18 protein-coding genes and 3 tRNA genes are annotated in these 26,642 nt (G+C 54.0%); 9 read left to right on the top strand and 12 right to left on the bottom strand.

What is annotated here, in order from left to right; genetic code table 11:
- Window positions 1–58: 58 nt before the first annotated feature.
- Together ppnN and xni are read left to right on the top strand one after the other, a co-directional pair.
- Window positions 59–1,423 carry a nucleotide 5'-monophosphate nucleosidase PpnN gene (ppnN, locus tag KKH3_RS03680; RefSeq protein ID WP_039355910.1) on the top strand — a complete coding sequence of 455 codons (1,365 nt, stop codon included), beginning with the start codon at window positions 59–61 and terminating at the stop codon, window positions 1,421–1,423.
- A gap of 72 nt (window positions 1,424–1,495) precedes the next feature.
- The gene (gene xni, locus KKH3_RS03675) at window positions 1,496–2,278 is read left to right on the top strand and encodes a flap endonuclease Xni (RefSeq protein ID WP_039355907.1); all 783 of its coding nucleotides are present in this window, start codon (window positions 1,496–1,498) and stop codon (window positions 2,276–2,278) included.
- Between the two features lie 53 nt (window positions 2,279–2,331).
- Here xni and rlmM read toward each other — a convergent pair whose 3' ends face one another.
- The 4 genes from rlmM to KKH3_RS03655 form a co-directional block, all read right to left on the bottom strand.
- Complete coding sequence (gene rlmM, locus KKH3_RS03670) at window positions 2,332–3,432, bottom strand: 23S rRNA (cytidine(2498)-2'-O)-methyltransferase RlmM (RefSeq protein ID WP_039355904.1); 1,101 nt, start codon at window positions 3,430–3,432, stop codon at window positions 2,332–2,334.
- Window positions 3,433–3,436: 4 nt separating this feature from the next.
- A complete protein-coding gene (locus KKH3_RS03665) occupies window positions 3,437–3,820 on the bottom strand; it encodes a DUF423 domain-containing protein (protein WP_039355901.1) in 384 nt (127 codons plus the stop codon).
- Window positions 3,821–3,966: 146 nt separating this feature from the next.
- Window positions 3,967–4,890 carry a transcriptional regulator GcvA gene (locus KKH3_RS03660; protein ID WP_039362098.1) on the bottom strand — a complete coding sequence of 308 codons (924 nt, stop codon included), beginning with the start codon at window positions 4,888–4,890 and terminating at the stop codon, window positions 3,967–3,969.
- 524 nt (window positions 4,891–5,414) lie between these two features.
- A complete protein-coding gene (locus tag KKH3_RS03655; protein WP_039355898.1) occupies window positions 5,415–5,636 on the bottom strand; it encodes a YgdI/YgdR family lipoprotein in 222 nt (73 codons plus the stop codon).
- 183 nt (window positions 5,637–5,819) lie between these two features.
- Between KKH3_RS03655 and csdA the strand changes: the two genes are divergently transcribed.
- Both csdA and csdE read left to right on the top strand, forming a co-directional pair.
- The gene (gene csdA, locus KKH3_RS03650; RefSeq protein ID WP_039355894.1) at window positions 5,820–7,025 is read left to right on the top strand and encodes a cysteine desulfurase CsdA; all 1,206 of its coding nucleotides are present in this window, start codon (window positions 5,820–5,822) and stop codon (window positions 7,023–7,025) included.
- A 3-nt stretch (window positions 7,026–7,028) separates the two neighbouring features.
- Window positions 7,029–7,484: a cysteine desulfurase sulfur acceptor subunit CsdE gene (gene csdE / locus KKH3_RS03645; RefSeq protein WP_039355891.1), complete on the top strand. Its 456-nt coding sequence runs from the start codon at window positions 7,029–7,031 to the stop codon at window positions 7,482–7,484.
- A gap of 35 nt (window positions 7,485–7,519) precedes the next feature.
- Here csdE and tcdA read toward each other — a convergent pair whose 3' ends face one another.
- The 3 genes from tcdA to mltA all read right to left on the bottom strand — a co-directional run bounded on the left by tcdA (window position 7,520) and on the right by mltA (window position 11,814).
- On the bottom strand, window positions 7,520–8,332 hold the full coding sequence (gene tcdA / locus KKH3_RS03640) for a tRNA cyclic N6-threonylcarbamoyladenosine(37) synthase TcdA (protein WP_039355888.1): 813 nt from the start codon (window positions 8,330–8,332) through the stop codon (window positions 7,520–7,522).
- A gap of 68 nt (window positions 8,333–8,400) precedes the next feature.
- Entirely contained in the window at window positions 8,401–10,659 is a 2,259-nt protein-coding gene (locus KKH3_RS03635; protein WP_039355884.1) for a molybdopterin-dependent oxidoreductase, read from the bottom strand.
- Between the two features lie 24 nt (window positions 10,660–10,683).
- Window positions 10,684–11,814, bottom strand: coding sequence for a murein transglycosylase A (gene mltA / locus KKH3_RS03630; protein ID WP_039355883.1), 1,131 nt, complete (start codon window positions 11,812–11,814; stop codon window positions 10,684–10,686).
- Window positions 11,815–12,086: 272 nt separating this feature from the next.
- Here mltA and KKH3_RS03625 point away from each other — a divergent pair.
- The 3 genes from KKH3_RS03625 (at window position 12,087) to KKH3_RS03615 (ending at window position 12,420) form a co-directional block, all read left to right on the top strand.
- Window positions 12,087–12,163, top strand: a tRNA-Met gene (locus KKH3_RS03625).
- Window positions 12,164–12,218: 55 nt separating this feature from the next.
- Window positions 12,219–12,295 (top strand) — tRNA-Met (locus tag KKH3_RS03620).
- A 48-nt stretch (window positions 12,296–12,343) separates the two neighbouring features.
- Window positions 12,344–12,420, top strand: a tRNA-Met gene (locus tag KKH3_RS03615).
- Window positions 12,421–12,573: 153 nt separating this feature from the next.
- On the opposite strand, the gene amiC is transcribed toward KKH3_RS03615, so the two are convergent.
- Window positions 12,574–13,818 carry an N-acetylmuramoyl-L-alanine amidase AmiC gene (gene amiC / locus KKH3_RS03610; protein WP_039355879.1) on the bottom strand — a complete coding sequence of 415 codons (1,245 nt, stop codon included), beginning with the start codon at window positions 13,816–13,818 and terminating at the stop codon, window positions 12,574–12,576.
- Window positions 13,819–14,252: 434 nt separating this feature from the next.
- Between amiC and argA the strand changes: the two genes are divergently transcribed.
- Window positions 14,253–15,596: an amino-acid N-acetyltransferase gene (gene argA, locus KKH3_RS03605; RefSeq protein ID WP_181939646.1), complete on the top strand. Its 1,344-nt coding sequence runs from the start codon at window positions 14,253–14,255 to the stop codon at window positions 15,594–15,596.
- A 63-nt stretch (window positions 15,597–15,659) separates the two neighbouring features.
- Here argA and KKH3_RS03600 read toward each other — a convergent pair whose 3' ends face one another.
- Window positions 15,660–16,856, bottom strand: a complete 1,197-nt coding sequence (locus tag KKH3_RS03600; protein ID WP_039355876.1) for an L-talarate/galactarate dehydratase — start codon at window positions 16,854–16,856, stop codon at window positions 15,660–15,662.
- 325 nt (window positions 16,857–17,181) lie between these two features.
- Between KKH3_RS03600 and KKH3_RS03590 the strand changes: the two genes are divergently transcribed.
- Window positions 17,182–18,204, top strand: a complete 1,023-nt coding sequence (locus KKH3_RS03590) for a LacI family DNA-binding transcriptional regulator (protein ID WP_039355870.1) — start codon at window positions 17,182–17,184, stop codon at window positions 18,202–18,204.
- Window positions 18,205–18,221: 17 nt separating this feature from the next.
- Here the strand turns inward: KKH3_RS03590 and recD are convergent, their stop codons facing one another.
- The 3 genes from recD to ptrA are packed head-to-tail and all read right to left on the bottom strand — an operon-like array spanning window position 18,222 to window position 26,592.
- Window positions 18,222–20,081, bottom strand: coding sequence for an exodeoxyribonuclease V subunit alpha (gene recD, locus KKH3_RS03585; protein WP_039355866.1), 1,860 nt, complete (start codon window positions 20,079–20,081; stop codon window positions 18,222–18,224).
- Window positions 20,078–23,659 carry an exodeoxyribonuclease V subunit beta gene (gene recB, locus KKH3_RS03580; RefSeq protein WP_039355864.1) on the bottom strand — a complete coding sequence of 1,194 codons (3,582 nt, stop codon included), beginning with the start codon at window positions 23,657–23,659 and terminating at the stop codon, window positions 20,078–20,080. The genes recD and recB overlap by 4 nt, the downstream gene beginning before the upstream one ends.
- On the bottom strand, window positions 23,656–26,592 hold the full coding sequence (ptrA, locus tag KKH3_RS03575) for a pitrilysin (RefSeq protein WP_039355861.1): 2,937 nt from the start codon (window positions 26,590–26,592) through the stop codon (window positions 23,656–23,658). The genes recB and ptrA overlap by 4 nt, the downstream gene beginning before the upstream one ends.
- Window positions 26,593–26,642 lie beyond the last annotated feature (50 nt).

Raw genomic sequence — 26,642 nt, 5'->3', positions numbered from 1 at the left:
ACGTGCTCTCGTCAGCCAGCATGGCATCGCGAATTATATTGCGTTTCAAGGAGCAAAATTGATTACACATATCAGCCCATTGGGATCGATGGATTTGTTATCGCAGTTGGAAGTGGACATGCTGAAAAGCACAGCCAGCAGCGATCTCTACCGTTTGTTTCGCAACTGTTCCCTCGCCGTACTGAATTCCGGTAGCCAGACAGATAACAGCAAAGAGCTGCTGTCTCGTTATGAAGATTTTGATATCAACGTGCTGCGCCGCGAGCGTGGTGTCAAACTGGAATTGGTGAACCCGCCGGAAGACGCTTTCGTTGACGGCAACATCATTCGAGCCTTGCAGGCTAATCTGTTCGCCGTATTGCGCGACATTCTTTTCGTCAACGGCCAAATCGCCAGCGCAGGTCGCTATCAGAACCTGAATCTGGAAAATTCCGCCCATATCACCAATCTGGTGTTCTCTATCCTGCGTAACGCCAGGGCGCTCCACGTCGGGGAAGAACCGAATATGGTGGTATGCTGGGGCGGTCACTCGATTAATGAAATTGAATACCAGTACGCTCGCAAGGTAGGCAGCCAGCTTGGCCTGCGTGAACTGAATATCTGCACGGGCTGCGGTCCGGGTGCGATGGAAGCCCCTATGAAGGGTGCCGCCGTCGGTCACGCGCAGCAGCGCTATAAAGAAGGACGCTTCATCGGTATGACCGAGCCGTCCATCATTGCCGCCGAACCGCCAAATCCGCTGGTCAATGAACTGATTATCATGCCGGATATCGAAAAGCGTCTGGAAGCCTTTGTCCGTATCGGACACGGCATCATTATTTTCCCTGGCGGAGTTGGAACGGCGGAAGAATTCCTCTACCTGCTGGGCATTATGATGAACCCGGAGAACAGCGAGCAGGTGCTGCCGATTATCCTGACCGGGCCGGAAGAAAGCGCAGACTATTTCCGCGTGCTGGATGAATTCATTGTTAGCACGCTGGGCCGTCAGGCGCGCCGCTACTACTCGATCATCATTAATGACGCAGCAGAAGTCGCCCGTCAGATGAAGAAAGCGATGCCACAGGTGAAAGAAAGCCGCCGCCACACGGGCGATGCTTACAGCTTTAACTGGTCACTGCGCATCGCACCCGACCTGCAACTGCCCTTTGAGCCGACACATGAAAATATGGCTAACCTCAACCTGCATCCGAATCAGCCAGCTGAAGAACTGGCTGCCGCGTTGCGCCGGGCGTTCTCCGGCATTGTGGCCGGTAATGTGAAGGAAGTCGGCATTCAGGCCATTGAGCAGCGTGGGCCGTACAAAATTCACGGCGACCCGCAGATGATGAAGAGCATGGATACGCTGCTACAAGGCTTTGTCGCACAGCAGCGCATGAAGCTGCCTGGTAGCGCCTATATTCCCTGCTACGAAATCTGCGCCTAACGGTTCACCGATCGGTCATACCTATGTGGGAAAGCACGGCTTTCCCCCTCTTATCACATCAGGAATCACGCGATGCCCGTCCATTTGCTGATTGTCGACGCGCTCAATCTGATACGTCGCATTCATGCGGTACAAGGTTCGCCCTGTATCACGGCATGCCAACATGCGCTGCATCAGCTCATACAAAACAGCCAGCCTACGCACGCGGTCGCCGTCTTTGATGATGAAGATCGCGATGCCAGTTGGCGTCACCAACTCTTGCCGGACTACAAGGCAGGACGCACGCCAATGCCGGATAATTTGAAGCAGGAACTCCCGCAGATTAAAGCGGCGTTTGCCGCCGTTGGCGTAGCAAGCTGGCATAGCCTCGGCAATGAAGCCGACGATTTGGCGGCTACGCTGGCCGTCAAGCTGTCATCAGCGGGCCATCAGGCAACGATCGTATCAACCGACAAAGGGTACTGCCAATTATTGGCACCGCATATTCAGATCAGGGATTACTTTCAGAAACGCTGGCTGGATCTTCCCTTTATCGAACAGGAATTTGGTGTGTCACCGCAACAGCTTACGGACTACTGGGGGCTGGCAGGTATTAGCAGCAGCAAGATTCCGGGCGTCGCAGGCATCGGCCCTAAAAGTGCCGCACAGCTTTTACAACAGGCAGGGAATCTGGAAACGCTGTATCAACAGTTGGATGCCGTACCGGAAAAGTGGCGTAAGAAGCTGGAACAGCATAAGGAAATGGCGCTGATCAGTCGTCAGGTTGCGACGCTGCGTACCGATTTAACGCTTAATGGCAATCTACAGCAGTTGAGGCTGCCGGTGCAAAATAGCGCACCGCCGTATTCTCACTAGCGGATAAATACGGATGCGTACCTGAGTGCCCCCAGATACGCATCAGCACGATACTATCGTTCGTCGCGTCGGCCAGGCACTGCGCCCCAGAAACGACGCACATGCACGGTGATTTCTTCACGATCGTGATACAAATGCTTGGCATGGACTTCGGCATGAATACCATTTTCGCTCAGACGTTCACGCAGCAGCGCCAGATTCTGTGACACTTCTTCGTAGCGCTTCTTCATCGGTAACTTCAGATTGAAAATGGCTTCACGGCACCAGCCTTTCACCAGCCAGTCGCTCATTAGGCTCGCCACTTTCGCCGGTTTTTCTACCATGTCGCATACCAGCCAATACACGTTATTACTCGGTGGCTCGAAGCGGAAGCCATCTGCCTGATGGTGCATCACCTGCCCGGTGTCCATCAGACTCGGCGCCATTGGCCCATTGTCTACCGCATAAACCATCATGCTGCGTTTAACCAGTTGATAAGTCCAACCGCCGGGGCAAGCGCCCAGGTCTACCGCATACATCCCGCTGCTCAGGCGCTCATCCCACTCATCCGCTGGAACGAAAACGTGGAAGGCTTCTTCAAGTTTCAGCGTCGAACGGCTTGGCGCATCAGAAGGGAACTTGAGACGTGGGATACCCATGTAAAACGGTGAGTTGTTATTGCTATAAGAGTAACCGGCATAGCAGCAGCCGGGCGCAATAAACAGCACATGCAGAACCGGACGATCCGCTTTCTCATAACCCAGCAGAATTTTGTGTTCGCGCAGCGCCGCACGCAGCGGCACGGTGAATTTGCGGCAGAACTTCATCAGCTCTTTGCTTTCATTGGTGTCAGGAACTTCGACACGCAGCTCCCCCGCGCGCTCAATGGCTCCCGTCAACATCCCCACGATGGGCGTGATGCGGTCTTCTGGTGGCAGGTCGCGCAGCAGTTCACCGCTCACGAACATCTGACGGGCAAAAATCAGCTCATGCAGCGGCAGCGTTTTTACCAAACGATCGGCATCTTCGTGCTGATAGCATTCAAACACGACGTAGCCACTGTTCTCTTTTACGCGCGCGAAGCCAAAGGCATTATGCTGCGTAGCTTTTTCCGTTATTTCCGCCGCACATTCTTTCTCAAACCCAGGGCGGCAATACAAAATGACTTTATTCATGGCGTTAAGCCTTTCTCTTCAGACGCAGTGCGCCAATCAATATTAATATCCACCCCACCAGAAAACAGGCTCCGCCAATTGGCGTCACATAAACCCAAAGTTTCAGGTGAGAAAGCGCGAGACAGTACAAACTTCCGCTGAAGAGTACCGTTCCCAACGCCAGAAAAACGCTGCTCCAGTAAAACCACAGATTGGTTCGCTGTTGCATCGCAACCGATAGCGCCAAAATCGCCAGCGTGTGAAATGCCTGATATTCAAGGCCAGTATGTAACCAGCCCAGTTCCGTTGCGCCCAGCGTTTTGCTGAGAACATGAGAGCCAAACGCGCCTAGCGCGACAAAAGTAAAGCCGCTGATAGCAGCAAACACCAGCATAAAACGACTATTCATCGTAGTTACCCATAATCGTTGTTACCTATAAACGAGGTTGCTGACAAAGACCGCCGTTTTCGTTCGGCAAATAGGTCTGTCTCAGTCTGAAACGTAGTGCTCTACGTGAGTTATTCGGTCACTCAACCTTCGACAGCGACACGGCTTCAGCGCGTGCCGTTGTCATAGCGGAAGCGAAACTTTTCCTGTTCGCTGGCTGCCCGCGCCAGAATCCAATGGCGAAAGGCGGCTATTTTACCCAGTTCTGCCTGACTGTCATGACATACCAGATAAAAAGCATTCCGGCTGACCAGCACATCGTTAAACGGACACACCAGTCGTCCAGCCTCGATTTCCGTTTGTGCCATTACGTTATTCGCCAGCGCGACGCCCTGCCCGTGGATCGCCGCCTGCAACACCATCGCACTGTGGCTGAAAATCGGCCCTTGCTGCACGTTAATCTGCACGCCAAGCTGGCGCGTATAGGACAGCCAGTCACGACGCGACGCATCGTGCAGCAGCGTATGCGCCACCAAATCATCCGGCGTTTTTAACGGATGATTCCCCGTCAGCAATACCGGTGAACAAACGGGCAAAAGATACTCGGCGTACAGCTTTTCTACCCGCAACCCCGGCCAGTTACCCCGACCGTAGAAAATCGCGACATCCACATCATCCGCCAGACGATCTTCATCGCGATCCACTGCCTGAATACGCACATCAATCCCTGGATAGTCAGAGTTAAAACTTGAGAGACGCGGCACCAGCCAATGAATAGCAAAACTGGGCAGCAGGCTAACCGTTAACGCGCCTTTGGCGCTGCGGGATTGCAACTTACGGGTTGCATCATTCAAAGAGGAGAAGATCTCTTTGATATCAAGATAGTAACTTTGCCCCTCTTCCGTCAGTAGTAAGGAGCGATTACGACGGCGGAATAATTTAAGCCCCAGAAAATCTTCCAGTGACTTAATCTGGTGGCTGACGGCGGCCTGCGTGACAAACAGTTCTTCTGCTGCTTTGGTAAAACTTAAATGGCGAGCCGCCGCATCAAAAACGCGCAATGCGTTAAGCGGAGGAAGACGTTTTGACATGAATGAAATCTTTTGGTTTACGCTAAATAAGCGATTTATCAGGTACATTCGTACCCAATAACACTTAAGGTGCAGAAAAGCGACAATGGGAAATCGCCCCAGCCGATCCGCTGTCTGCGCGTTCAAAGCCATCGACAACGACCAACTTATCTACAACGAAAGATGATGGGTACAACTATTAGTTTTTGTAATCCGAGACATTATAATTTGTCCGTTGAGGATGTACCAGCAAATACCTATATTAGCGCAACTTCCTGGGCCGGAACGAAAAGTGCGGAAGGGTGACCTGAGGTGCTTTTGGCTTGTGGTTGTGATGTTGTGTTTGCTATTTTTTTGTCTGCCTTTTGCAGATGTGGTAGCGAGTCTACCCTATTCACTTCCTGTACATTTACCCTGTCTGTCCAAAGTGATTTTTTGTGTAGCACCGCAAATTGCGGTGCTTTTTTTTGTCCTCAATGAAGACAAAAATGCCAGCGTTTTACCGCTGGCATTTGAGTAGACACAGCAACACGAGTAATATTCGATTACTTCGCTTCAACCATTTCACGCACATTATCACGACTAATCTGCTGGTTCTGACCATATGCATCGGTGTAGCTGATCATCCCCGTATCGTTATCAACTTTTGGCTTGCCTTCAGAGATAATGGTACGCCCATCATTGGTATGTAAAACATAGTTACTAGAACAGGCTGCCAGAGTAAATGCCATTACAACAGCGGCAAAAATAGAGATTTTATTCTTCATAATTAGCCCTCATCAAAATTAAATTTCATCCAAGATAATTATCTCATCAGGAAATCCTGAAAAGTAACACTTTAAAGCGTAGCAACAGTTGTAATTTTTTCCATAAAATCGCATTAAGCATAGTCCTAAACTTGTCTCTATCGACAAAATGGGACAGGATCGCCCCTCCAAAAGAGGATGCTCATGACACCGTTTAACCCCGCCACCTTTCGCCAACAGTTCCCTGCCCTTCAGCATTCGACGGTGTATCTTGATAGCGCCGCGACCGCGCTGAAACCCCAGCCTGTCATTGACGCGGTGCAGGCGTTCTATTGCAGCGAGAGTGGCACGGTGCACCGTAGCCAGCATCGCGGCGCGCAGGCGCTAACCCAGCGTTTTGAAGGCGCTCGTGAGCAAGTCGCCACGTTACTCCACGCAGACGACCCGCGTTCCATTGTCTGGACCAGAGGCACGACGGAAGCGATCAATCTGGTCGCCCAAAGCTATGCCCGTCCTCGTCTTCAACCAGGTGACGAGATCGTCGTTAGTGAAGCGGAACATCACGCTAACCTGATTCCATGGCTGATGGTGGCGCAGCAAACTGGCGCGAATATCGTGAAGTTGCCGATAGGCGCAGATTTGTTACCGGATATCCAACAGTTAGCTACACTGATCACGCCAAAAACTCGCCTGCTGGCGCTGGGACAGATGTCAAACGTGACAGGCGGCCAGCCCGATCTGGCGCAGGCGATTGCGCTGGCTCACCGCTATGGTGCCGTCGTGATGGTTGACGGCGCACAGGGCATTGTTCACTGCCCACCCGATGTACAGGCGCTGGATATCGATTTCTACGCGTTTTCCGGGCACAAGCTTTATGCCCCAACCGGCATCGGCGTGCTGTACGGCAAAACCGACTTGCTGGAAAGTATGATGCCGTGGCAAGGCGGTGGGAAGATGATGACACAGGTTTCCTTTGACGGCTTCAAACCGCAGGCAATTCCACAGCGTTTTGAAGCGGGAACCCCCCACATTGCTGGCGTACTTGGCCTGTCTGCCGCACTAGATTGGCTGACCACACTGGACTGGCATGCCGCAGAGCAGCATAGCCAGCGGTTAGCGCAGCTTGCAGAAACGCATCTGGCGCAGTTCCCCGGCTTTCGCAGCTTCCGTAGCCCGCATTCCAGCGTGCTGTCCTTTGATATTGCCGATGTACACCACAGCGATCTCGTTACGCTGTTAGCTGAAAGCGGCATCGCACTGCGTGCTGGGCATCACTGTGCACAGCCATTAATGGACGCGCTCGGCGTCAGCGGCACACTACGCGCCTCGTTTGCCCCCTATAACAACCAACAAGATGTTGCTGCGCTGATCGCCGCAGTGGGCAGCGCCCTTGAATTATTGATCGACTAAACCATGACCCAGACAACTGACACCACCCATCCTTTTGGCCACTACACCACCGTCGCCGACCTGCTAGCACGATTCGATGCCTGCCGCGCATGGGAAGATCGCTATCGGCAGCTCATTTTATTGGCAAAAGCGCTACCCATGCTGCCCGAGGAGCTGAAAACCGAGGAAGTTTCATTATCCGGCTGTGAAAATCGCGTCTGGTTGGGTTATCAACGTCAGGAAGACGGCAGGCTGCATTTTTACGGCGACAGCGACGGACGCATTGTGCGGGGATTACTGGCTGTATTGTTAACCGCCGTTGAGGGAAAAACGCCAGCAGCGCTATTGCAGCACGATCCGCTGGCACTGTTCGATAAGCTGGGGCTACGCGCTCAGCTCAGCGCTTCACGTTCAAGCGGGCTGGCGGCGCTGGCCGCCAGAATCAAGGAGATTGCCGAACAAGAGGCGGCGAAAAAATAGCGGCACTCGGCTATTTCTATGCCGCAGACTGTTTGTTACGTCGTAGACGATCTTCCCCTTTTCGCTATCATCTTCTTCAGCGCATGGGATACCGCAACAAACCCAAAGGTTGCGGTTACCATTGTCGCAGCACCAAAGCCTGACGCACAATCCATGCGCATCACCCCATCCGCCGTACTGCGCGACGCGCAAACGGATCCGTCAGGCTGCGGATAAACCAGCGGTTCGCTGGAAAACACGCAGTCGATACCCAGCTTTCCTTTACTGTTCTTCACCACGTTAAAATCGTGCTTTAGCCGTTCACGCAGCTTGGCGGCTAGCGGATCCTGAATGGTTTTCGCCAGATCGGCCACCTCGATTCGGGTCGGATCAATCTGCCCCCCCGCACCGCCCGTGGTTACTACCGGGATCTTATAGCGGCGACAGTAGGAGAGCAGAGCCGCCTTCGGACGCACGCTGTCGATGGCGTCAATCACATAGCTGAAATTCTGGTCGAGCAGCTCGGCCACGTTTTCCGCGCTGATGAAATCATCTACGCAGGTGACGTTACATTCCGGGTTGATCGCCAGAATACGTTCAGCCATCACTTCCGTCTTCGACTGCCCAGTGTGCTGGCGCAGCGCGTGGATCTGCCGGTTGGTGTTACTGACACACACATCATCCATATCGATCAACGTGATCGCGCCAATGCCGGTACGTGCCAACGCCTCCGCCGCCCAGGAGCCGACGCCACCAATGCCAATCACGCAAACGTGAGCCTGAGAAAACAGCGCCAGCGCCTGTTGACCATATAACCGCGCGGTGCCGCCGAAGCGTTGCAAATAGGCTTCGGATAATTGCGTACTCATTCAACCAACCTTACGAAAACAAAATCACAGGAAAATAAAACAGCGAGAAAAATCGGCTCAGGATAGCGCTAAACCCGCACCACATCTACCAGACAGCTCATAGCGTTTGGTCCTTGCGTCAGCGGTGAGGTGCCGATATCCAGCGTCAGGACATTCGCATTTCCTGATTGCTCAACCGGATGCCACGTTTTCTGGCCGAAGCCGGGCTCAAACCAGGCACCGGTAGACATAATCACCACACCCGGTGTGACGCCGTCGGTAATCTGTACGCCCGCCAGAATACGGCCACGCGCGTTTCTGACTTCCACCTGAGAGCGATCGGTAATATCCCGCGCAGCGGCATCCTGCGGGTGCATGTACAGCGTCTCTTTTCCTGCGGTCTTATTCGCGGCAACCTGCGGCGTAGCGGCCAGTTGGCTGTGCAAACGGTCAGACGGCTGAATGGAAATAAAGTGCAGCGGCCATTCTTCCGTGCTTTTGGCTCCCAACCATTCAACGGGAGGCTGCCATTCAGGATGCGGCGCAAAATCGGCATAGCCATAACTAGCGATGGCAGAGCTAAACAGTTCAATTTTACCGCTTGGCGTACTCAGCGCATGCTGCTGCGGGTCGCGGCGGAAGTCCTCAAAGAACACAAACGGTTTTTCATCCATCGGGATTTCGACATGTCCCTGCTGCCAAAACGCCTCAAATGACGGCCAGTTATCAGCGGCATCTCGTTGCCTTGAACGACACTCATCATAAAGGTGTTCAAGCCATTGCTGCTCGCTGCGATTTTGCGTGAATATGTCACCATAGCCCAGACGTTCCGCCAGCTCGATGAAGATATCCACGTCATTACGCGCCTGATGCTGCGGCGCAATCGCCTGATGCATAGCAAAGATAAAACGATCGCGAGACGACCCGCCAATATCATTACGCTCCAGCGTGGTGGTGACGGGCAGAACGATGTCCGCCATCTGCGCTGCGGGCGTCCAGACGATATCCTGCACAATCACCGTATCCGGCTTACGCCAGCCGTCCACCAGACGGTTCAACTGCTGGTGATGATGGAACGGATTACCGCCCGCCCAGTGAATCAGATGAATATCGGGATAAGTATGGGTTTCGCCCTGAAAGGTATAAGGCGCTCCCGGATGCAGTAGCATATCGGCGATACGTGCCACAGGGATCGCCTGTCCCGCGTTCGGGGTTGACGGAGAAGCGGGCGCAGGCGTTGAAATACGCTCGTTGCCGACGCTGTTCATCGAACCGTGGCCGAAGGAGAATCCCCCACCCGGTAGCCCCACTTGCCCCAGCATTGAAGACAGCGCAATCATCATCCAATAGGGCTGTTCGCCGCGGTGTGCACGCTGTACGGAGTAAGAACAGGTAATAAAGCTGCGAACACCGATCAACTGCTGCGCCAGACGTCGGATGCGCTCGGCAGGAATACCCGTGATGTCGCTGGCCCATTCGGGCGTTTTCACGACACCGTCGCCGCGACCATGCAAGTAGTCGCTCAGTTGCTCGTAGCCCACGCAGTAGCGTTGCAAGAAATCTTTATCGTCGGCACCCAAGCGCTGAATTTCATAACCCAGTGCCAGCATCAGGGCGACATCGGTATTCGGGCGGATAGGAATCCACTCGGCATTCACAAATTCAGGGCAGTCATCGCGCATCGGGCTGATGTTAATGACCGGAATCCCTTTCGCCACCAGCGCTTCCAACGCGGGTTTAAGTGTATGGTGTCCGGCACCGCCGGAGGCCACCTGTGCGTTTTTCAGCGCCAGACCGCCAAACGCGAGGAAAATATCACAGTGCTCGGCGACGCTGCGCCATTCAGTTACCTTTCCCGTCAGCGGGTGGAAGGTGCCAATCACGTACGGCAGGAAGAATTGCGCCGCGCCCCAGCTGTAATTGCCCTGCTGATCGACCGCGCCGCCGCCGGAGAAATAGAAGCGTCGAACCTGAGAACGCGCATGGTGATAGCGCCCGGCAGATGACCAACCGTAGGAGCCGGCAAACATGCCGTCCGCACCGTAGCGATCGCGAATGCGGCGATTCTCTTGCGCAACCAGATCGAGCGCGACGTCCCAATCAACCTCAACAAAGTCCTCCCGGCCGCGTAGCGTTCTGTCGCTGTTTTCGCGTTTCTTAAGCCAGGAGCGACGCACCGAAGGTCGGCGAATACGTCGGTCCGAATACACCAGCGGTACGATGGAATCGAGCATGGCAGACGGTGCCGGATCGTCAGCAAACGGTTCGCATCGAATCAGCTTGCCGTCCTCAACCACCGCGGTAAACGCGCCCCAGTGCGCAAGATGTGGATAACGTTTAATGGCCATGACAACCTCAGAGAAAAATCAATTTTATTGATAATTAACCAGCAATGAAGAACCCGAACCGTTGGCCATGCTGCCTTGCGCGTCCCTTAAAACCCAGACCCGGCCATAGTGGTTATAAAAACCTGCCGAGTGCCCTGCATCGGGCCCAATGCCCTGATACATATCGAAGTGCTGGCCTTTAATCGCCCCGCCGACATCCAGCGCAATCATCAGGCGCATTTCATACTTGCCGGTGAATTTACCTACGTTATCCAACAGCGGCACTTCCATTAACAGAGCCGTACCAGCCGGGATCAACGAACGGTCAGAGGCAACGGAGGCTTTCGCCACCAGCGGCACGGCGCTAGCCCCTTTGACGGGCGCAGACATCATGGGTTTAAAGAACACAAAGGAAGGATTCTGCTCGAACAGTTCACGCACTTCATATTCGGTGTGCTGCTCCGCCCACTTGCGGATGGCCTGCATAGACATATCTTCACGCGCGACTTCACCACGATCGATCAGCACCTTACCAATACTGCGGTAGGCATGGCCGTTTTTGCCAGCGTAGCCGAAGAACGTCAGCGGGCGTCCATCGCCAAAATCAATATAGGCGCTGCCCTGCACTTCCATCATGAAGTTATCGACCAGCGAATTAGTCCAGGCAAGAACCAGTCTCTCATCCAACGCACCAGAATAAATGCCGGCACGATCCGGTAGCCGACGATTATTTTTGCCCCTTGACGGCATAGCATATAAAGGATGGCGGAATTCACCCTGACGGGTGTGGCGCGCCTGCAACACCGGCGTGTAATAACCAGTGAACTGCACGTTACCAAAGTTATCGACGCCTTCCATCTGCCAGGCGCTCAAACCAAACTTGCTCAGCTCACGGGTATCCGCGCCTGACATCATCCAGTTTTCAATCGCCTGAAAGGTCGTATTATTGCGCGAATACAGATTAGGTGACGCTGACCGGATTTCAGAAACCTGAGTCATAAAATCCCGTGCGTTGACCGGTTTTCCTTTGGCATTAGGTTCATTCACCAATTCCAGAGGCTGGTTGAGGTGACCATCTTTATATTGCTGCCCGCGATCGGTTGGCCTGGATTGGCACCCCGCCAGAATGGCAATGACCACTGCGGTCAGCACGTATTTTCCCCACCGTCCCTTCATCTTTGCGCTCGCTTTTTACATCAAAAAATTTACCGTCGAACGATAACAAACGGCTATCGAGAAAGGAATGGGACAGCATATAAATCCACGGATCAAGCGTGTACTGTTCGGTAGGCGGCGTAACAAAAGTCACGGGTTCTGCTTACCACTACCATTGCGGTCACAAAACAACCTATCAGGTGGTAAATCAATCACCTGACAACCCAATACCGCGCTTTTTATAGAAATAGGTTGCATCAATGCTCATGGAGAGTATAGTGCGCATCCACGGACGCGGGGTGGAGCAGCCTGGTAGCTCGTCGGGCTCATAACCCGAAGGTCGTCGGTTCAAATCCGGCCTCCGCAACCAATTGATGTGTGTCGTCCATCAAAAGAAGTAAAGGTAGTAAAATAAGTCACACGGACGCGGGGTGGAGCAGCCTGGTAGCTCGTCGGGCTCATAACCCGAAGGTCGTCGGTTCGAATCCGGCCCCCGCAACCAATTGATGTGAGTCGTCCATCAAAAGCAGTGAAGATTAGTTATTACGGACGCGGGATGGAGCAGCCTGGTAGCTCGTCGGGCTCATAACCCGAAGGTCGTCGGTTCAAATCCGGCTCCCGCAACCAACTAAAACTATATCTGATAGCGAAAAAGCACCTTAACGGGTGCTTTTTTGTTTTTCTGCGCCACCTATTTTCTATGCAGTTCCTACGCGCACTCCAGACTTATTGATTCCCTCTGAACCGCGCCAGTAAGACGCGGTTATCGTGCAACATCAACTATCGCTCAGCCTGACTGGCAAAGTAGGCCTTAATTCCAGCAAAAATGGATTCCGCAATTTGCTGCTGGAAATGGCTGGTGCGCAGCTTACGCTCTTCTTCCAGATTGCTGATAAATGCCGTCTCAACCAGAACAGACGGAATATCCGGCGCTTTCAGTACCGCAAATCCGGCCTGATCGACACTGTTTTTATGCAGACGATTCACCCTACCCAGCCGGGTCAGGATCTCTTTACCAAACTTCAGGCTGTCGCTAATCGTCGCGGTCTGCACCAGATCGAACATGGTGTGATCCAGATAGCGATCGCCGCTCATGCTCACGCCACCAATCAAATCCGATTCATTCTGGGTCTCCGCCAGAAATCTGGCAGCGGTACTGGTTGCCCCTTTCTTCGACAGTGCAAAAACCGAGGATCCTCTTGCCGATCGATTGGTAAACGCATCCGCATGAATCGAAATGAACAGATCGGCACGCTGCTTGCGCGCTTTCGCTACCCGCACGCGCAGCGGAATGAACACATCTTCATTACGCGTCATATACGCTTTCATGTTGGATTCATTATCGATCAGCTTGCGCAGGCGACGAGCGATTTGCAGCACGATGTCTTTCTCGCGCGTTTTATTCTTGCCAATCGCACCGGGATCTTCACCGCCGTGGCCGGGATCGAGCATAATAATCAGCGGACGATCCCGCCCTGCTTTCCCAGCTTTCGGTGCTTCTGCCGGTAACGTACGTTCCAGATCGCCTTTGTTGTAATCCTCCAGCAGCGCCAGCAGCGGATCGTCTTCGTTGTCGTAGCGCCCTGCGGCAGGATACAAATCCAGTACCAGCCGGTGCTTGAATTCGGCCACTGGCCCCAGCGTAAAGACTTTGGTCGTCGCCTGTTGCTTGAGCTCCAACACCAAACGCACCGTGGTTTTATCAAACTGTCCGATACGCGCTTCTTTAATCAGCGGATCGTTATCTGACGTAAACTGGCTGGCTATCTCCTTCAATACGCTGTTCAGATGAACATTTTCGATATCCACCACGATGCGTTCAGGATTACTCAGACTAAACTGTTTATATTTCAGCGGGTGATTGGATTCCAGCGTAACGCGGGTATAGGCAGAAGACGGCCAGACGCGCACCGCAACGACCTGCGTCGTCGCCGCTATCCCTACACCACTTACGCTTAACAGCCAGGTTGCTGCTGCGGTTTGTAATAGACGCCGTCGAGTCAAATGATGATTCGAATGAGACATGACACTCCGATCTGATTGCTGTGCACTATCCTGCATTGGTGTGTTGCGAATGCACTAATAGGCAATTAAAAAGTGAATAAAGATGAAAATTGTCAAAAACTTTAACGAATCTGTCCCACGCTGTCATGCAAAAATCCTATTCATACCCGTCATACTTCAAGCCGCATGTACGTTGGCAATACTCGGCTCCTCTCTGAGCCTCGCCCTGAAGGGCCGCCGTAAACGGCGTTCAAATGGCTTAGCCAATTTGTCCTTGCTCACCCCAGTCACTTACTTATGTAAACTCCTGGGGATTCGCGCGGTTGCCGCCTTCACGCAACTCGAATTATTTAGGGCATGGTAGCAAGATGAAACAGAATCCTGACTTTTCTGGTTAATACTTCCTCTTGCCTTTTACGCCATAAAGAATAAAAATACATAAATTACGAATAAAAATGCAAAGAGGGCTCGCAGTGAAGGAACGGAGTACAGAACTGGTTCAGGGCTTCCGCCATTCAGTTCCCTATATCAATGCCCACCGTGGCAAAACGTTTGTCATCATGTTGGGTGGCGAAGCCATTGAACATGCCAACTTCTCTAGCATCGTAAATGATATCGGGCTGCTGCACAGTCTGGGGATCAAGCTGGTGGTCGTTTATGGCGCTCGTCCTCAGATCGATGCCAACCTGACAACACATCACTACGAGCCTCACTACCATAAAAACACCCGTATCACCGACAGCGCCACGCTGGAGCTAGTCAAGCAGGCGGCGGGAATGCTACAGCTGGACATCACCGCTCGGCTGTCGATGAGCCTGAACAACACGCCGCTGCAAGGTGCCCACATTAATGTCGTCAGCGGTAACTTTATTATCGCGCAGCCGCTTGGCGTTGATGACGGTGTGGACTACTGCCACAGCGGCCGTATCCGCCGTATTGATGAAGAAGCCGTTCACCGCCAGCTGAATAGCGGTGCGATTGTGCTGCTCGGTCCGGTTGCAGTTTCAGTCACCGGTGAAAGTTTCAATTTAACCTCGGAAGAAGTCGCGACCCAGCTCGCGATTAAGCTGAAAGCAGAGAAGATGATCGGTTTCTGCTCCTCACAGGGCGTGACCAATGAAGATGGCAACATCATTTCCGAGCTGTTCCCTGACGATGCACAGCAGCGTATTGATGCTCTGGAACAGTCTGGTGATTACCATTCGGGTACCGTCCGATTCCTGCGCGGTGCGGTCAAGGCCTGCCGTAGTGGCGTGCGCCGTAGCCACCTGATCAGCTATCAGGACGACGGCGCGCTGTTGCAAGAACTGTTCTCACGCGACGGAATCGGTACGCAGATCGTGATGGAAAGCGCCGAGCAGGTTCGCCGTGCGACCATCAATGACATTGGTGGTATTCTGGAGCTGATTCGCCCGCTGGAAGAACAAGGCATTCTGGTCAGACGCTCGCGCGAGCAGTTGGAAATGGAGATCGACAAATTCACTGTTGTGGTACGCGATAACCTGACTATCGCCTGCGCTGCGCTTTATCCGTTCCCGGAAGAGAGCATTGGCGAAATGGCCTGCGTCGCGGTTCACCCGGATTACCGCAGCTCATCACGCGGCGATATGCTGTTACTACGCGTTGCTGCTCAGGCTCGTCAGCAGGGTTTGCAAAAGCTGTTTGTACTGACGACGCACAGCATCCACTGGTTCCAGGAGCGCGGCTTTTTACCCGCCGAAGTGGAAATGCTGCCGAAGAAAAAGCAGGCGCTGTACAACTACCAGCGTCGATCGAAGATTCTGGTGCTAGACCTCTGAGTTATTCCACTCGATAACGCTTCTCGTGGCCGACCCTAAAGTCGGCCACAATCTTTCATCCGCTTATGGCTGCTTGCCAAATTCACAGCTTAATATTGTCCACTTCCTTGCCTGTTCGCTCAGCGTAAATCCTAGCCCCAGACGATCGGATACCCACATGCGCCCATCACGCAGTTCTAGCTGCTCGTTGAACAGCGGATTCAGCCACTCGAAATGTTCCAGCCAGGGTTCAATCGGATAGGCCGCAGCCAGATGCAAATGTACTTCCATCGCAAAATGCGGTGCCAGTTTACGGCCATGCTTCGCGGCCAAATCCATAATTTTCAGGAAAGGTGAAATCCCGCCCACGCGCGGCGCATCCGGCTGGACGAAATCACTGGCGTTACCGAGGATGAGCTGTTCATGCTCGCGAAAACTGGTCAGCATCTCGCCAGTGGCAATCGGCGTATCCAGCGCGGCCGTCAGCGCCGCGTGGCCTTCCACATCGTAGGCATCCAGCGGCTCTTCAATCCAGATCAGGTTAAAGGCTTCCATCTTTCTCCCCATCCGAATCGCCGTTTCGCGATCCCACTGCTGATTGGCATCCACCATCAGCGGGAAATCCTCTCCCAGTGCTTCGCGCACCGCCGTGAGACGACGGATATCTTCCGCCGTATTCGGCTGTCCGACTTTTAGTTTGATCCCACCGATACCGCTTTCACGGGAGATCACGACATTTTTTAATACCTGATCCAATGGCGTATGCAGGAAGCCACCGGAGGTGTTGTAACATTGCACAGAATCACGGTGTGAGCCCAACAGCTTAGACAGGGGCAGGCCTGCACGCTTGGCTTTCATGTCCCACAGCGCAATATCGAGCGGAGAAATCGCCTGCACCGCCATTCCACTGCGGCCAACCGATGCACCAGCCCACAGCAGCTTGGTATAGATCTTATCGATATCGTTCGGATCTTCGCCCAGCAGGTTATCGGCAATCTCTTTCGCGTGGGCATAAATACCCTGTCCACCCGCCCGCTTGGAGTAGCTGAACCCCACGCCTTCAAACCCATCACGACTGCGGATTTCGGCAAAAATAATGGCGACTTCGGTCAGCGGTTTTTGCCTTCCGGTCAGGACCTTCGCATCGCTAACTGGCGTTGCCAGCGGCAAAAACACCAGAGAGAGTTTTACCCATTCAATTCGATCGCCCGACTCGGCAGCCGTTCTGACGTTCGTGACTTTTGCATAGCTAACTGCCGCTGAATTTGCACTGATTGTCATGTCTCACCTCGTAAAATGATTGCGCTAACATTCATAAACAGAAGGAAGATAGCGATAAATGAAGAAAAAACATGCAATACAGATCACATAACAATCATTATCACGATAAAATCGTTCATCGAGAGACAGAATTAATGATTGCGCAATCACCACAAAAAGTAAGAGGATACAGCGGGAATACCGCATAACCAGCCCCGGAGCCAGCCGGAAAAAAAGAGATAATTCGGCAGGCTGTAGAAACGCTGGCGACTGGTAAACCGAAGTGCCATCAACGATAATCCAGCGACATGTAAATGTGCGCGCAGCCTCAGAAGGGAACCCGTGATTGAAACGCGATAAAAACGCCAGCAGCATGCCGCCGCGCGCTCCCACGCTTGAAGATGTCGCGCGTGCCGCAGGCATTTCGCCCATGACCGTCAGCCGCGCGTTGAACAATCCGAAGATTGTTCGTGCGGAAACCGTGAATAAGGTGATGGAAGCGGTTCGCGCGACCGGTTATATCCCCAATATGTTAGCAGGTGGGCTCGCCTCCCGACGCAGCAAGCTGATTGCCGTCGTTGTGCCGCAAATCAATAACAATATGTTCGTTGATACCGTTCAGGCGATCAGCGATGAGCTGGCCGCACGCGGTTACCACATGCTGCTGTGCGTCGCTGGCTATACCAATGAATCCGAGGCAGAGATTGTCGCCACCCTGCTTTCTCGTCGCCCAGACGGTATCGTCCTCACCGGTATCCACCATACGCCCGAACTCAAACGTCTCCTGCTCAACGCCACAATCCCCGTCGTCGAAATCTGGGATCTCACCCCGACGCCGCTCGATATGCTGGTCGGTTTTTCCCATGAAAGCATCGGGAACGCCATCGGACACTATTTGCTGGGTAAAGAACACTCGCGCTTCGGCCTTGTCTGGACCGAAGACACGCGTGCCGGGCTGCGTAAGAAAGGCATTTACGACGTCATACAAAAACAGCCGGGAACTTACGTACGTGAAACCCCCGCCCCATGGCCTGCGACGCTGGCGTTGGGGCGGCAAGGGCTGATCGAACTTCTCGCCGATGGCGACGTTTTTGATGCCATCATTTGCAGTTCCGATACGCTGGCACAAGGTGTGATGATCGAAGCTGCCGCCAGAGGATTAGCGGTGCCGAAGAAACTGGCCGTGATGGGGTTTGGCGATCTCGATTTCGCTGCACACAGCACACCAACAATTACAACAGTCAGGATCGATCGCTGGAAGATCGGCACCGATGCAGCGGCCATGCTGACAGAAAAAATTGAGGGGAAAAATGTGCCTTCCCCCATCGTAGATATCGGTTTTTCGCTGATTGAGCGTGAGTCCGCCTGACGTTAATAACTACCCTATCAAGGACTCACCATTAGTGCGCTAATTCTCTCTTCCAAGCCGCTATAGCGCTGCGTTGGCGTTTTCACCGCCCAGCAGAGAATGCGAACATCGGTATAGAGTGACAAACGCTGGCGCGCACGCGTGATAGCGGTATACACCAGCTCCCGCGTTAGCACCGGTAAATAGTGGTTCGGCAGCACCAGCGCCGTATGATCGAACTCCGAGCCCTGCGATTTATGCACCGTCATCGCATAAGCGGTTTCATGCGGCGGCAGGCGGCTTGGCGTAACGTCTTTGGTTTCGCCATTTGGCAAGGGGAAAAATACGCGCAGCTCCCCGCTTTCTCCTATCATGGCGATACCGATATCACCATTGAACAGCCCCAATGCGGCATCGTTGCGTTCAATCATGACCGGTCGGCCGGGATACCAGCGGTTAAGCGGATTACGACTGCGCTGAATCAGCCCTGCCTGATGCAAAGCCTGCTCGATGCGCTGATTCAGTCCTGCTACGCCAAACGGCCCTTCACGCAACGCGCACAGTTGGCGATAACGCTGGAAGGCAAGCAGCACGGCATCCGGCGTTGCGCCTGCTGCAACATGCTGTAGATAATCACGATACCCTTCGACACACTGCGCCAACATGGCCTGATACTCTTCAGCTTCGGTTAACGGACTACAGGTAATGTCGGCAAATTTTCCAGTTAGCACCTCACGCACGCGATTATCATCGCCACCGTTGACCGCCAGCGCCAGTTGCCCAATACCGGAATGCGGATCGAAACGGTAGCTCCGGCGTAACAGACAAATACTGTCGCTAACCGTCGACTGCCCTTCAGGACCACTTTCATCCAGCGTACAGCCCGTCAATCGTTGCAACTGTTGTGCTCGTGCACGGCTATAGCCAGCTTCGGCAAAACGACAGATATCGCCCAACACCGCTCCCGCCTCGACGGACGCCAATTGATCGCGATCGCCCAGAAAAATAATTCTGGCCTGTGGCGGAAGCGCAGCAATCACATTCGCCATCATCGGCAGATCGACCATCGATGCCTCATCCACAATCAGCACATCCAAATGCAGCGGGTTGTCCTGATGGTGACGCAGGCGCAGGCTGTCCGTCACCGCCCCCAAAAGACGATGCAGCGTTGTCGCTTCCTGCGGAAACGCTTCCCGCAACCGAGGATCTACCGCCAGACGGTGCAGGGCCAGCCCCAGCGACTCCGTTAGCCGCGCAGCCGCTTTCCCGGTCGGCGCAGCCAGTTGAATACGTAACGCATCTCCCGTATTCAGCTCAATCAGTGCCGCTAACAACTTCGCCACCGTCGTGGTTTTCCCCGTTCCTGGCCCGCCAGAAATAACCGCAATGCGGCGCGTCAACGCAACAGCCGCGGCCACCTTCTGCCAGTTAATCTCTTCGCCCGAGTCAGGAAAGAGCCGCTCCAAAACCGCCCGAATTGCAGATTCATCGACGGAGATCGTATCGCGCTCGCTGGCGATAAAACGCGCCACGCGGCCTTCACTCTGCCAGCTGCGCTGTAAATACAGCTTTTCTCCTTGCAGCACCAGCGGCGTCGGCTTGCTACCGTCGCTGACGGCATCGGACGCCCGTAAGCGCTGCTGCCACGCGGCAACCGTGTTTAGTCCTGTCCCCGCAAGCAGCTGTTGCGCCAGTTCAGGCTCACGACCGTCAAACAGCGTCTGCGCCTGCAAGTTCTCCAGCGGTAAACACACGTGTCCTGCCCCCGAGTGCGCACTCAGGCAGGCGGCAGCCAACAACAGATCGGGCTGTGTCTCATCCGCCAGCATTCTGGCGAACTGTACATCCAGAGGGCGCAGCAACCGCCGAGCCAGTGCCGTTTCAAGCAACGCAATCATGAGGGAATTCCTGTATCAGCATCGTCAGGCGTCTTTCCCTTAAAAAGCGCATCCAGCCCGAAAACAAATTCAGCGGAAGGACGACAAGCAAAGATGCCATTACCGGGGTGAGAATCCTCAACACCGCGTAAAAACAGATAAAACACCCCGCCAAAATGGCGCTCATAGTCATAATCCGCAATGCGATGACGCAGATAGCGGTGCAAAGCCAGCGTGTAGAGCTGGTATTGCAAGTCGTAGCGATGTTCGGCCATCGACTGCATCATGGCCGCTTGGGTGTACGCACTGGCATCAGGGCCGAGCCAGTTGGACTTATAGTCCAGCAGGTAATAGCGTCCTTCCCAGCGGAATACCAGATCGATAAACCCTTTCAGCATGCCTTTAACCTGCTGAAAAGAGAGCGTCGGACACCTTGCAGAGAGCGGATCGTGATGCTTTGCCAGCCGATCGAGCTGCGCCGCCTGTATTGGCGCGTCAATCGGTATATAGAACTGTAATTCGGCCTGCTTATCGGCGTTATCCAGCGCTGACAGCATAATCCCTTGCTCGTTAAGCGGCGTATGCAACAGCGTATCCATCCACGTCTTCAATACCGGATGCCAGTGCGCTTCAAATCCCTGTAGCTGCAACTGCTCGGCCAGCCAGTCATCCCCAACAGGTTGAGTGAAATCCAGCGTTTCAAACAGGCTATGCAAAAACGTTCCTGGGCTCGCACCGCGTGGAAACGTATGCGGCGTCAGCTGAGTTTCATCCGCTTCCTGACGCTCGCCTATCGCTTCAATATCCAGACGCGGCACCAGATCCTGTGCGTTTGCAGAACCATGTTGCTGAAGCCCCGAATAGCTGGTTACTCGCCAGCCGTCGCGCAGTTGACGTTCAATGTGGCGAGCCCGTAACTCTACCAATTCTGGTCTATCCGGCTGCCAGCGCTGTTCTTCCGTTGCCTGTAGCCGTGTTAATTCGACACCGTCGCCAACCATGCCTTCCAGCTCGCTGACTAGCGTGGCAGCCTCAGCTTCTTTACCGCGCTGGAGTAAATAGCCCAGCGCGCTCTGGTGCATATCGCTGCTGCCGTCTTTCTTACGCGACCGCTGAACCGGCGCGACGCCCACGCTACAGTGGTAGATAGAACGGGTCAGCGCGACATACAGCAAACGGAGATCTTCTGCCAGCCGCTCTTCTTCCGCCAGCGTCTGGCTTTCTTCATTATTTTGCAGATCCAACACGGCCTGATAGCTCTCGCGATCGTGATAAACGCCCTGATCCTGCACGCGGAAGTTACTGATGAAAGGCAGCCACACCAGCGGGTATTCCAACCCTTTCGATTTGTGGATCGTCACGATCTGCACTAAGTGACGATCGCTTTCCAGGCGTAACTGTTGATTCTCTGCTTGCGGATTAGGTTGGACAATCTGTTGTGATAGCCAGCGCACCAGAGCATGTTCGCTATCAAGCGTTGCCGAGGCATCCTGCAATAATTCACCGATATGCAGAATATCGGTAATGCGGCGTTCCCCCTCTGCACTCGCCAGCAGGTTTTCCGCCAGTTGATGTTGACTCATCAACGCCCGCAGCATCGGCAGCACGCCACGCTGACGCCACAGAGCACGGTAGCCCGCAAATTCATCCACCAGCGCATCCCAGGCGGCTTCGCTTTGCCCTAATGCATCAACCTGCTCGGCATCCAGCCCCATCAGAGCCGTCGCCATAGCGCTGCGTAACGTGCGCTCTTGCTCGGGTGCCAGCACCGCCTGCAACAGCCACAACATATCGCTGGCTTCCGGCGTACTGAAAACACTATCTCGATTGGATAGGTACACCGAGGGAATGGACAAACGGCTCAGCGCATCACGAATCAGCGAGGCTTCACGTCGGCTACGCACCAGCACGCTCATGTCAGATGCTCTGACCAAACGGCGAGAATCGTCGGTGACCAGCCAGGCGTCATTGCGTTGGCTGGCCGCCAGCCAGTCACGAATCTGCGCCGCACACTGGCGTGCCATCCGCTGCTGGTAATCTCCTACGCCAATCGGTTCCGAACCCGTTAGCCAGAATTGAAGCGCAGGCTGCGGCTGCCCCGCGACGTCAAATACCAAACCGCGCTTAGATTCAGCAGGTTTGACTGGGAGAAAAGGGATATTTTGGAAAATAAAAGGATTTTCCAGACGTTCAAACAAGCGGTTAACGCCGCGTACCATCTGGTGCGACGAGCGCCAATTCGTGCCCAGTGTATAGTGTGCGGCCACTTCTCCGCGTGCATGCATATAGGTAAAAATATCCGCACCGCGAAACGCATAAATAGCCTGCTTAGGGTCACCGATCAACAACAGCCCACACTGCGGCTGCCCGACATACAGTGTTCGGAAAATACGGTACTGTTGGGGGTCGGTATCCTGAAATTCATCGATCATCGCCACCGGATAGCGTTCGCGAATGGCGCTGGCAAGCTGTTCCCCACCCGGCTGTTGCAACGCCACATCCAGACGGCTTAGCAAATCGTCGAACCCCAGCTCCGCACGCTGCCGTTTTTCCTCACTTACCGACTCGCGGATCGCCGACAGCGCACGGACAATGACTAAATCACGCAGCGACAGCGGCGCTTCAAGCAGCCGTTCGGTCTCCTCAAAGAGGGCATGAACAGGCGGCTCGCCTTTCTTTGTCTTCTCGATTAGCGTCTGCTGGGCAAATCTCACTAGATCTTTCGGCAGTTGATAATCCAGCGTCGGCTGCTCTGCCCACAGCGTAACTTTCTGTAGCCAGTTGGGAAGATGCTTACTGCTGTAGCTGCGTTTATCGACACCAGAAGCGCTAATCAACGCTTCCAGCTCCGCTGCTGACGCCAGCCAACTTTGTTTGTATGCATCGATCGTCGCCACGATATTCTCATGTCGACTCACCAGCGTTTCATCTTCTTCTGGCGACAAACGAAACGCAGGTGCTTCACCATGCAGATAAGGAGCCAGATCGGCCAGCAGGTTTTCCGGCCCTTTCCACTCCAGACCGACAATCCGCGCCACCTCTACCGGCAGCGGATAGCAATAACGACGCCAGAAATCTGCACAGGCTTGCCGGCGCAGTGGCTGTTCATCTTCTATCAGCACCTGTTCGAAAAGGACACCAGATTCAAACGCATTGGTACTAAGCATACGCTGGCAGAAGCCGTGGATCGTGTAGATCGCCGCTTCGTCCATTTGTCGTTCAGCCGCCAGCAAGACATCCGCCGCATCGCGGTGATCCGAAATCTCGGCTAGCAGCAGCCCTAGAGAAGTATCTTTAGGCTTCTCCGCCTCTTCACCCTGCGCACTTTTACGCAAGCAGGCGATGCGCAAGGCATGGATTCTGGCACGAATACGCTCCCGCAGTTCTTCGGTCGCGGCTTCCGTAAAGGTCACAACCAGAATTTCCTCGACCAGCAGCGGACGTGGATACGCGGCTTGCTTACCCAGCCCTAGCAACAGGCGCAGGTAAAGCGCAGCCAGCGTATAGGTTTTCCCCGTTCCGGCCGACGCCTCAATCAACCGCTCCCCCTGGAGCGGCAACGTCATGACGTCTAATGATTGCGGCGCGGCATTTTTCATTCTGCTGCAACCTTACCGGAAGTTTTCGATGCTGCTGGCGCGGGGATCATCGTGGGCGCTTTCTCGCGCGGTAACGTTTTCTGCAATGAAGACGCATCTGCGTAGGTATGCCATCCTTTCGGTGCGGCATAGTCGGCTTTACCATGGTGGCTACCGGAAACCTGCGACAGAATAGCCAGACCTTCAGGCTTCAGCGCCTGCTGGAAGAAGTCTGCCAGTTGCGCCACCGTCAGCGGTTTGATTTGTTCAAGCAGTTTCTCTCGCGAGTCAAAAGCAAAGTTCTCCTGATCCAGATCGCGACGCAGTCGGCTGGCCTCTTCGCCCAATGTTTGCGGACGCTGGCTCAGTTCATTCATCACGCCTTGCTTATACTGCGTGAACTCTTCTTCACTCATTTCACGCAGTCGCTTTTGCGCTTTCAGGTAAAAATCTTCATAGCGCTGATACAGGTAAGCAGGCTGTTTGCTGTTGCTTTGCAACAGGAAGCCGATACCCATCTGTCGACCGACCGTCGTTGGGAAGGCAAATACCGCGTAGCCCAGTTGTTCTTCCGTTCTCAGTTGGCTATAGAACCAAGGCTGAACGATCTGCCCCAGCACCGAGCTATACGCCATACTTTCCGTTTCCGAATACCCCGTCGGTACATATACCGCCGCTAATGCAGAATCCGTGCTGCTTCCCGGACGCTGCAAATTAGCAAGCTGCGGCTTACTGACTTTGACATCATCGCTGCGCGACAGATTTTCGCCACCTGCCTTCAGATGCGTTTTCAGCGTGTTCGCCAGCTCGGTGACTCGCTCTGGAGCCAGATTGCCGACGACCAGCATTTCCGGCGTGGCTTTTTGCAGCAGGTCTTTGCGGTAGTTAACGACATCCTGTAAACGGATATCCTTCAGCAGGTTACGACGTTCTGCACGCTCAAAGTAAGGCAATTGCGATATCGCCTGAACGGGCTGTAACGCCTGTTCAAAGGCTTTTGATTTCTCAACCGCATCTAACTGCTGTATGTACCAGGATTTCGCCTGCTCCAGCTGTGCTTCCGTCGAGGTAAAGGCGGCGTAGCCATCCGCCAACGCCAGTAGCAACCGTGGCAAATGCTGGGTATAACCATCGGCGCTAATCACCAGACCATCATTGCTGCGGGTGGAAAAACTGATGCCGCCGATCGACGCTTGATAGCTCAGTTCATCCAGCGCCAGACCCGCCAGATAATCGTTTAACGCAAACAGCACCTGATTACGGGCAGTACTCCGCGCTTCCTGATTGCGCAGGAACAGCGTGATTTCCGCTTTCGGCTCATCAGCGAAGTAGTGGCTTGGCATATACAGCACGCGCAGCCCTGGCTGATTGAGCAGGAGCGTCGGTTTCGTCATCGCCTTATCGGCTTTAATTAGGGAGAAATCATCTGGAATATAGGGGTTGATCGTCGGCAACGACAGTGACATTTTCTGCCCCAGCGTTTTCCATTTTGCAAATGTTGCTGACGGGATTTTATTCATCTCGTACGGCGCATCGACAAAATAGGCCACTTTATTATGCGGCTCATTCGGGCTGATGACCCAAACGCGCGCGTTCTGCGGCGTCATCTCGTCCAGTCGTGCAGCGATAGCCTTCGGATCATAGCGATCGGCAACATACTGGGCATCCAGCGTATGTTCGACCGGCACGCGCAGCATGGTATCAACCAACCATTCGATATAGTCCATATCACGGCTGATAGACGGATAGCGGAAATCCAGATCCAGAACATGCGCGATCTCATCAAAATAACGCTGCTGAATCCCTTCGGTACGGATTTGTTGCAGATAACGGAATATGGCTGCAATCACTTCATCACGCTGTGCCAACCCTTTATCGGTCAGCGAGGCTGAAATAGCGAACATGCCGCCGTTTCGGTCGATGATCGGCGAAGAACCTGCACCGATAGACTCAACCAGCCCTTCCTTTTGCAACCAGTCAGAGAGCGTATTCTGACTGCGGTTCCCAAGCAGATAGCTAATGTAGGTATCCGTCTTACTGCGAAATGCCTGGCTAATGTCACTAACGCGAAACTCAATGCGCAGCTGTTTTCTCGGCTGAGCAGGAACATAGTGAATCATCACACCACGCTGCTTTTCCGTCGTCACAGGGACGGTAACCGCTGGAACGCTGGCGTTGTGATTGGGAATGCGTCCAAATGTATCGACCGCCAGCGTCGCCAGTTCAGGCAGGGGTTGATTGCTGTAAATCACCCCTTTCATCAGGTTGGCTGAGTAGTATTTCTGATAGAATTTAACCAGTTCATCATGCAGTTTACTGCCGGGTTTATCGCTCAGGGTCTCAAGATTGCCCCCCGAAAAACGCGCGCTCGGGTGCGCTGGGTTCAGCGTCTCTGCCCCTACCTGCGCCATACGATGACCGTCGCGTGAACGCGCCATGGTTAATTCCGCATTGACCGCATTACGTTCGCGATCGGCATTCACCGGATCGAGCAGCGGCTCTGCAATCGCATCCGCCATCCGATCGACGGCGGGTCGCAGCGCATCATTTTCCACTTCCAGATAAAACGCCGTGCGGTAAGACGCCGTGCTGGCATTGTGGCTACCGCCATGTTTTTTCAAAAACTCGGACAGCGCCTCAGGCTCTGGGTAACGTTTCGATCCCATCAGCACCATATGTTCGAGGTAATGCGCTAATCCCAGTTGATTATTGGGATCGTCCAGCGAGCCAATAGGCAGCGCCAGTGATGCTAACGATTTGGGTGCCTGCGGATCGGAAACCAGCAGAACGGTCATTCCGTTATCCAGTTTGATCGCCTGATATTGCCGCGGATCTTTTTCGCTTTTTCGAATCGTCTGAGCCAGCGGCTGCCAGCCCGTCTCAGCCCAACTCGCCGGAAGCCAGAATGTGAATAAAAGAAACCACCCGGTAATCCAGACCCACTGTTTACGCATGCAATTCTCCAACCTCATATCCATCACTTTTCACGTTGCAGTGCGTTATC

The organism is Pectobacterium actinidiae (assembly GCF_000803315.1).
GTDB classification, from domain to species: domain Bacteria; phylum Pseudomonadota; class Gammaproteobacteria; order Enterobacterales; family Enterobacteriaceae; genus Pectobacterium; species Pectobacterium actinidiae.
This window is presented reverse-complemented; position numbering and strand designations above follow the sequence as displayed.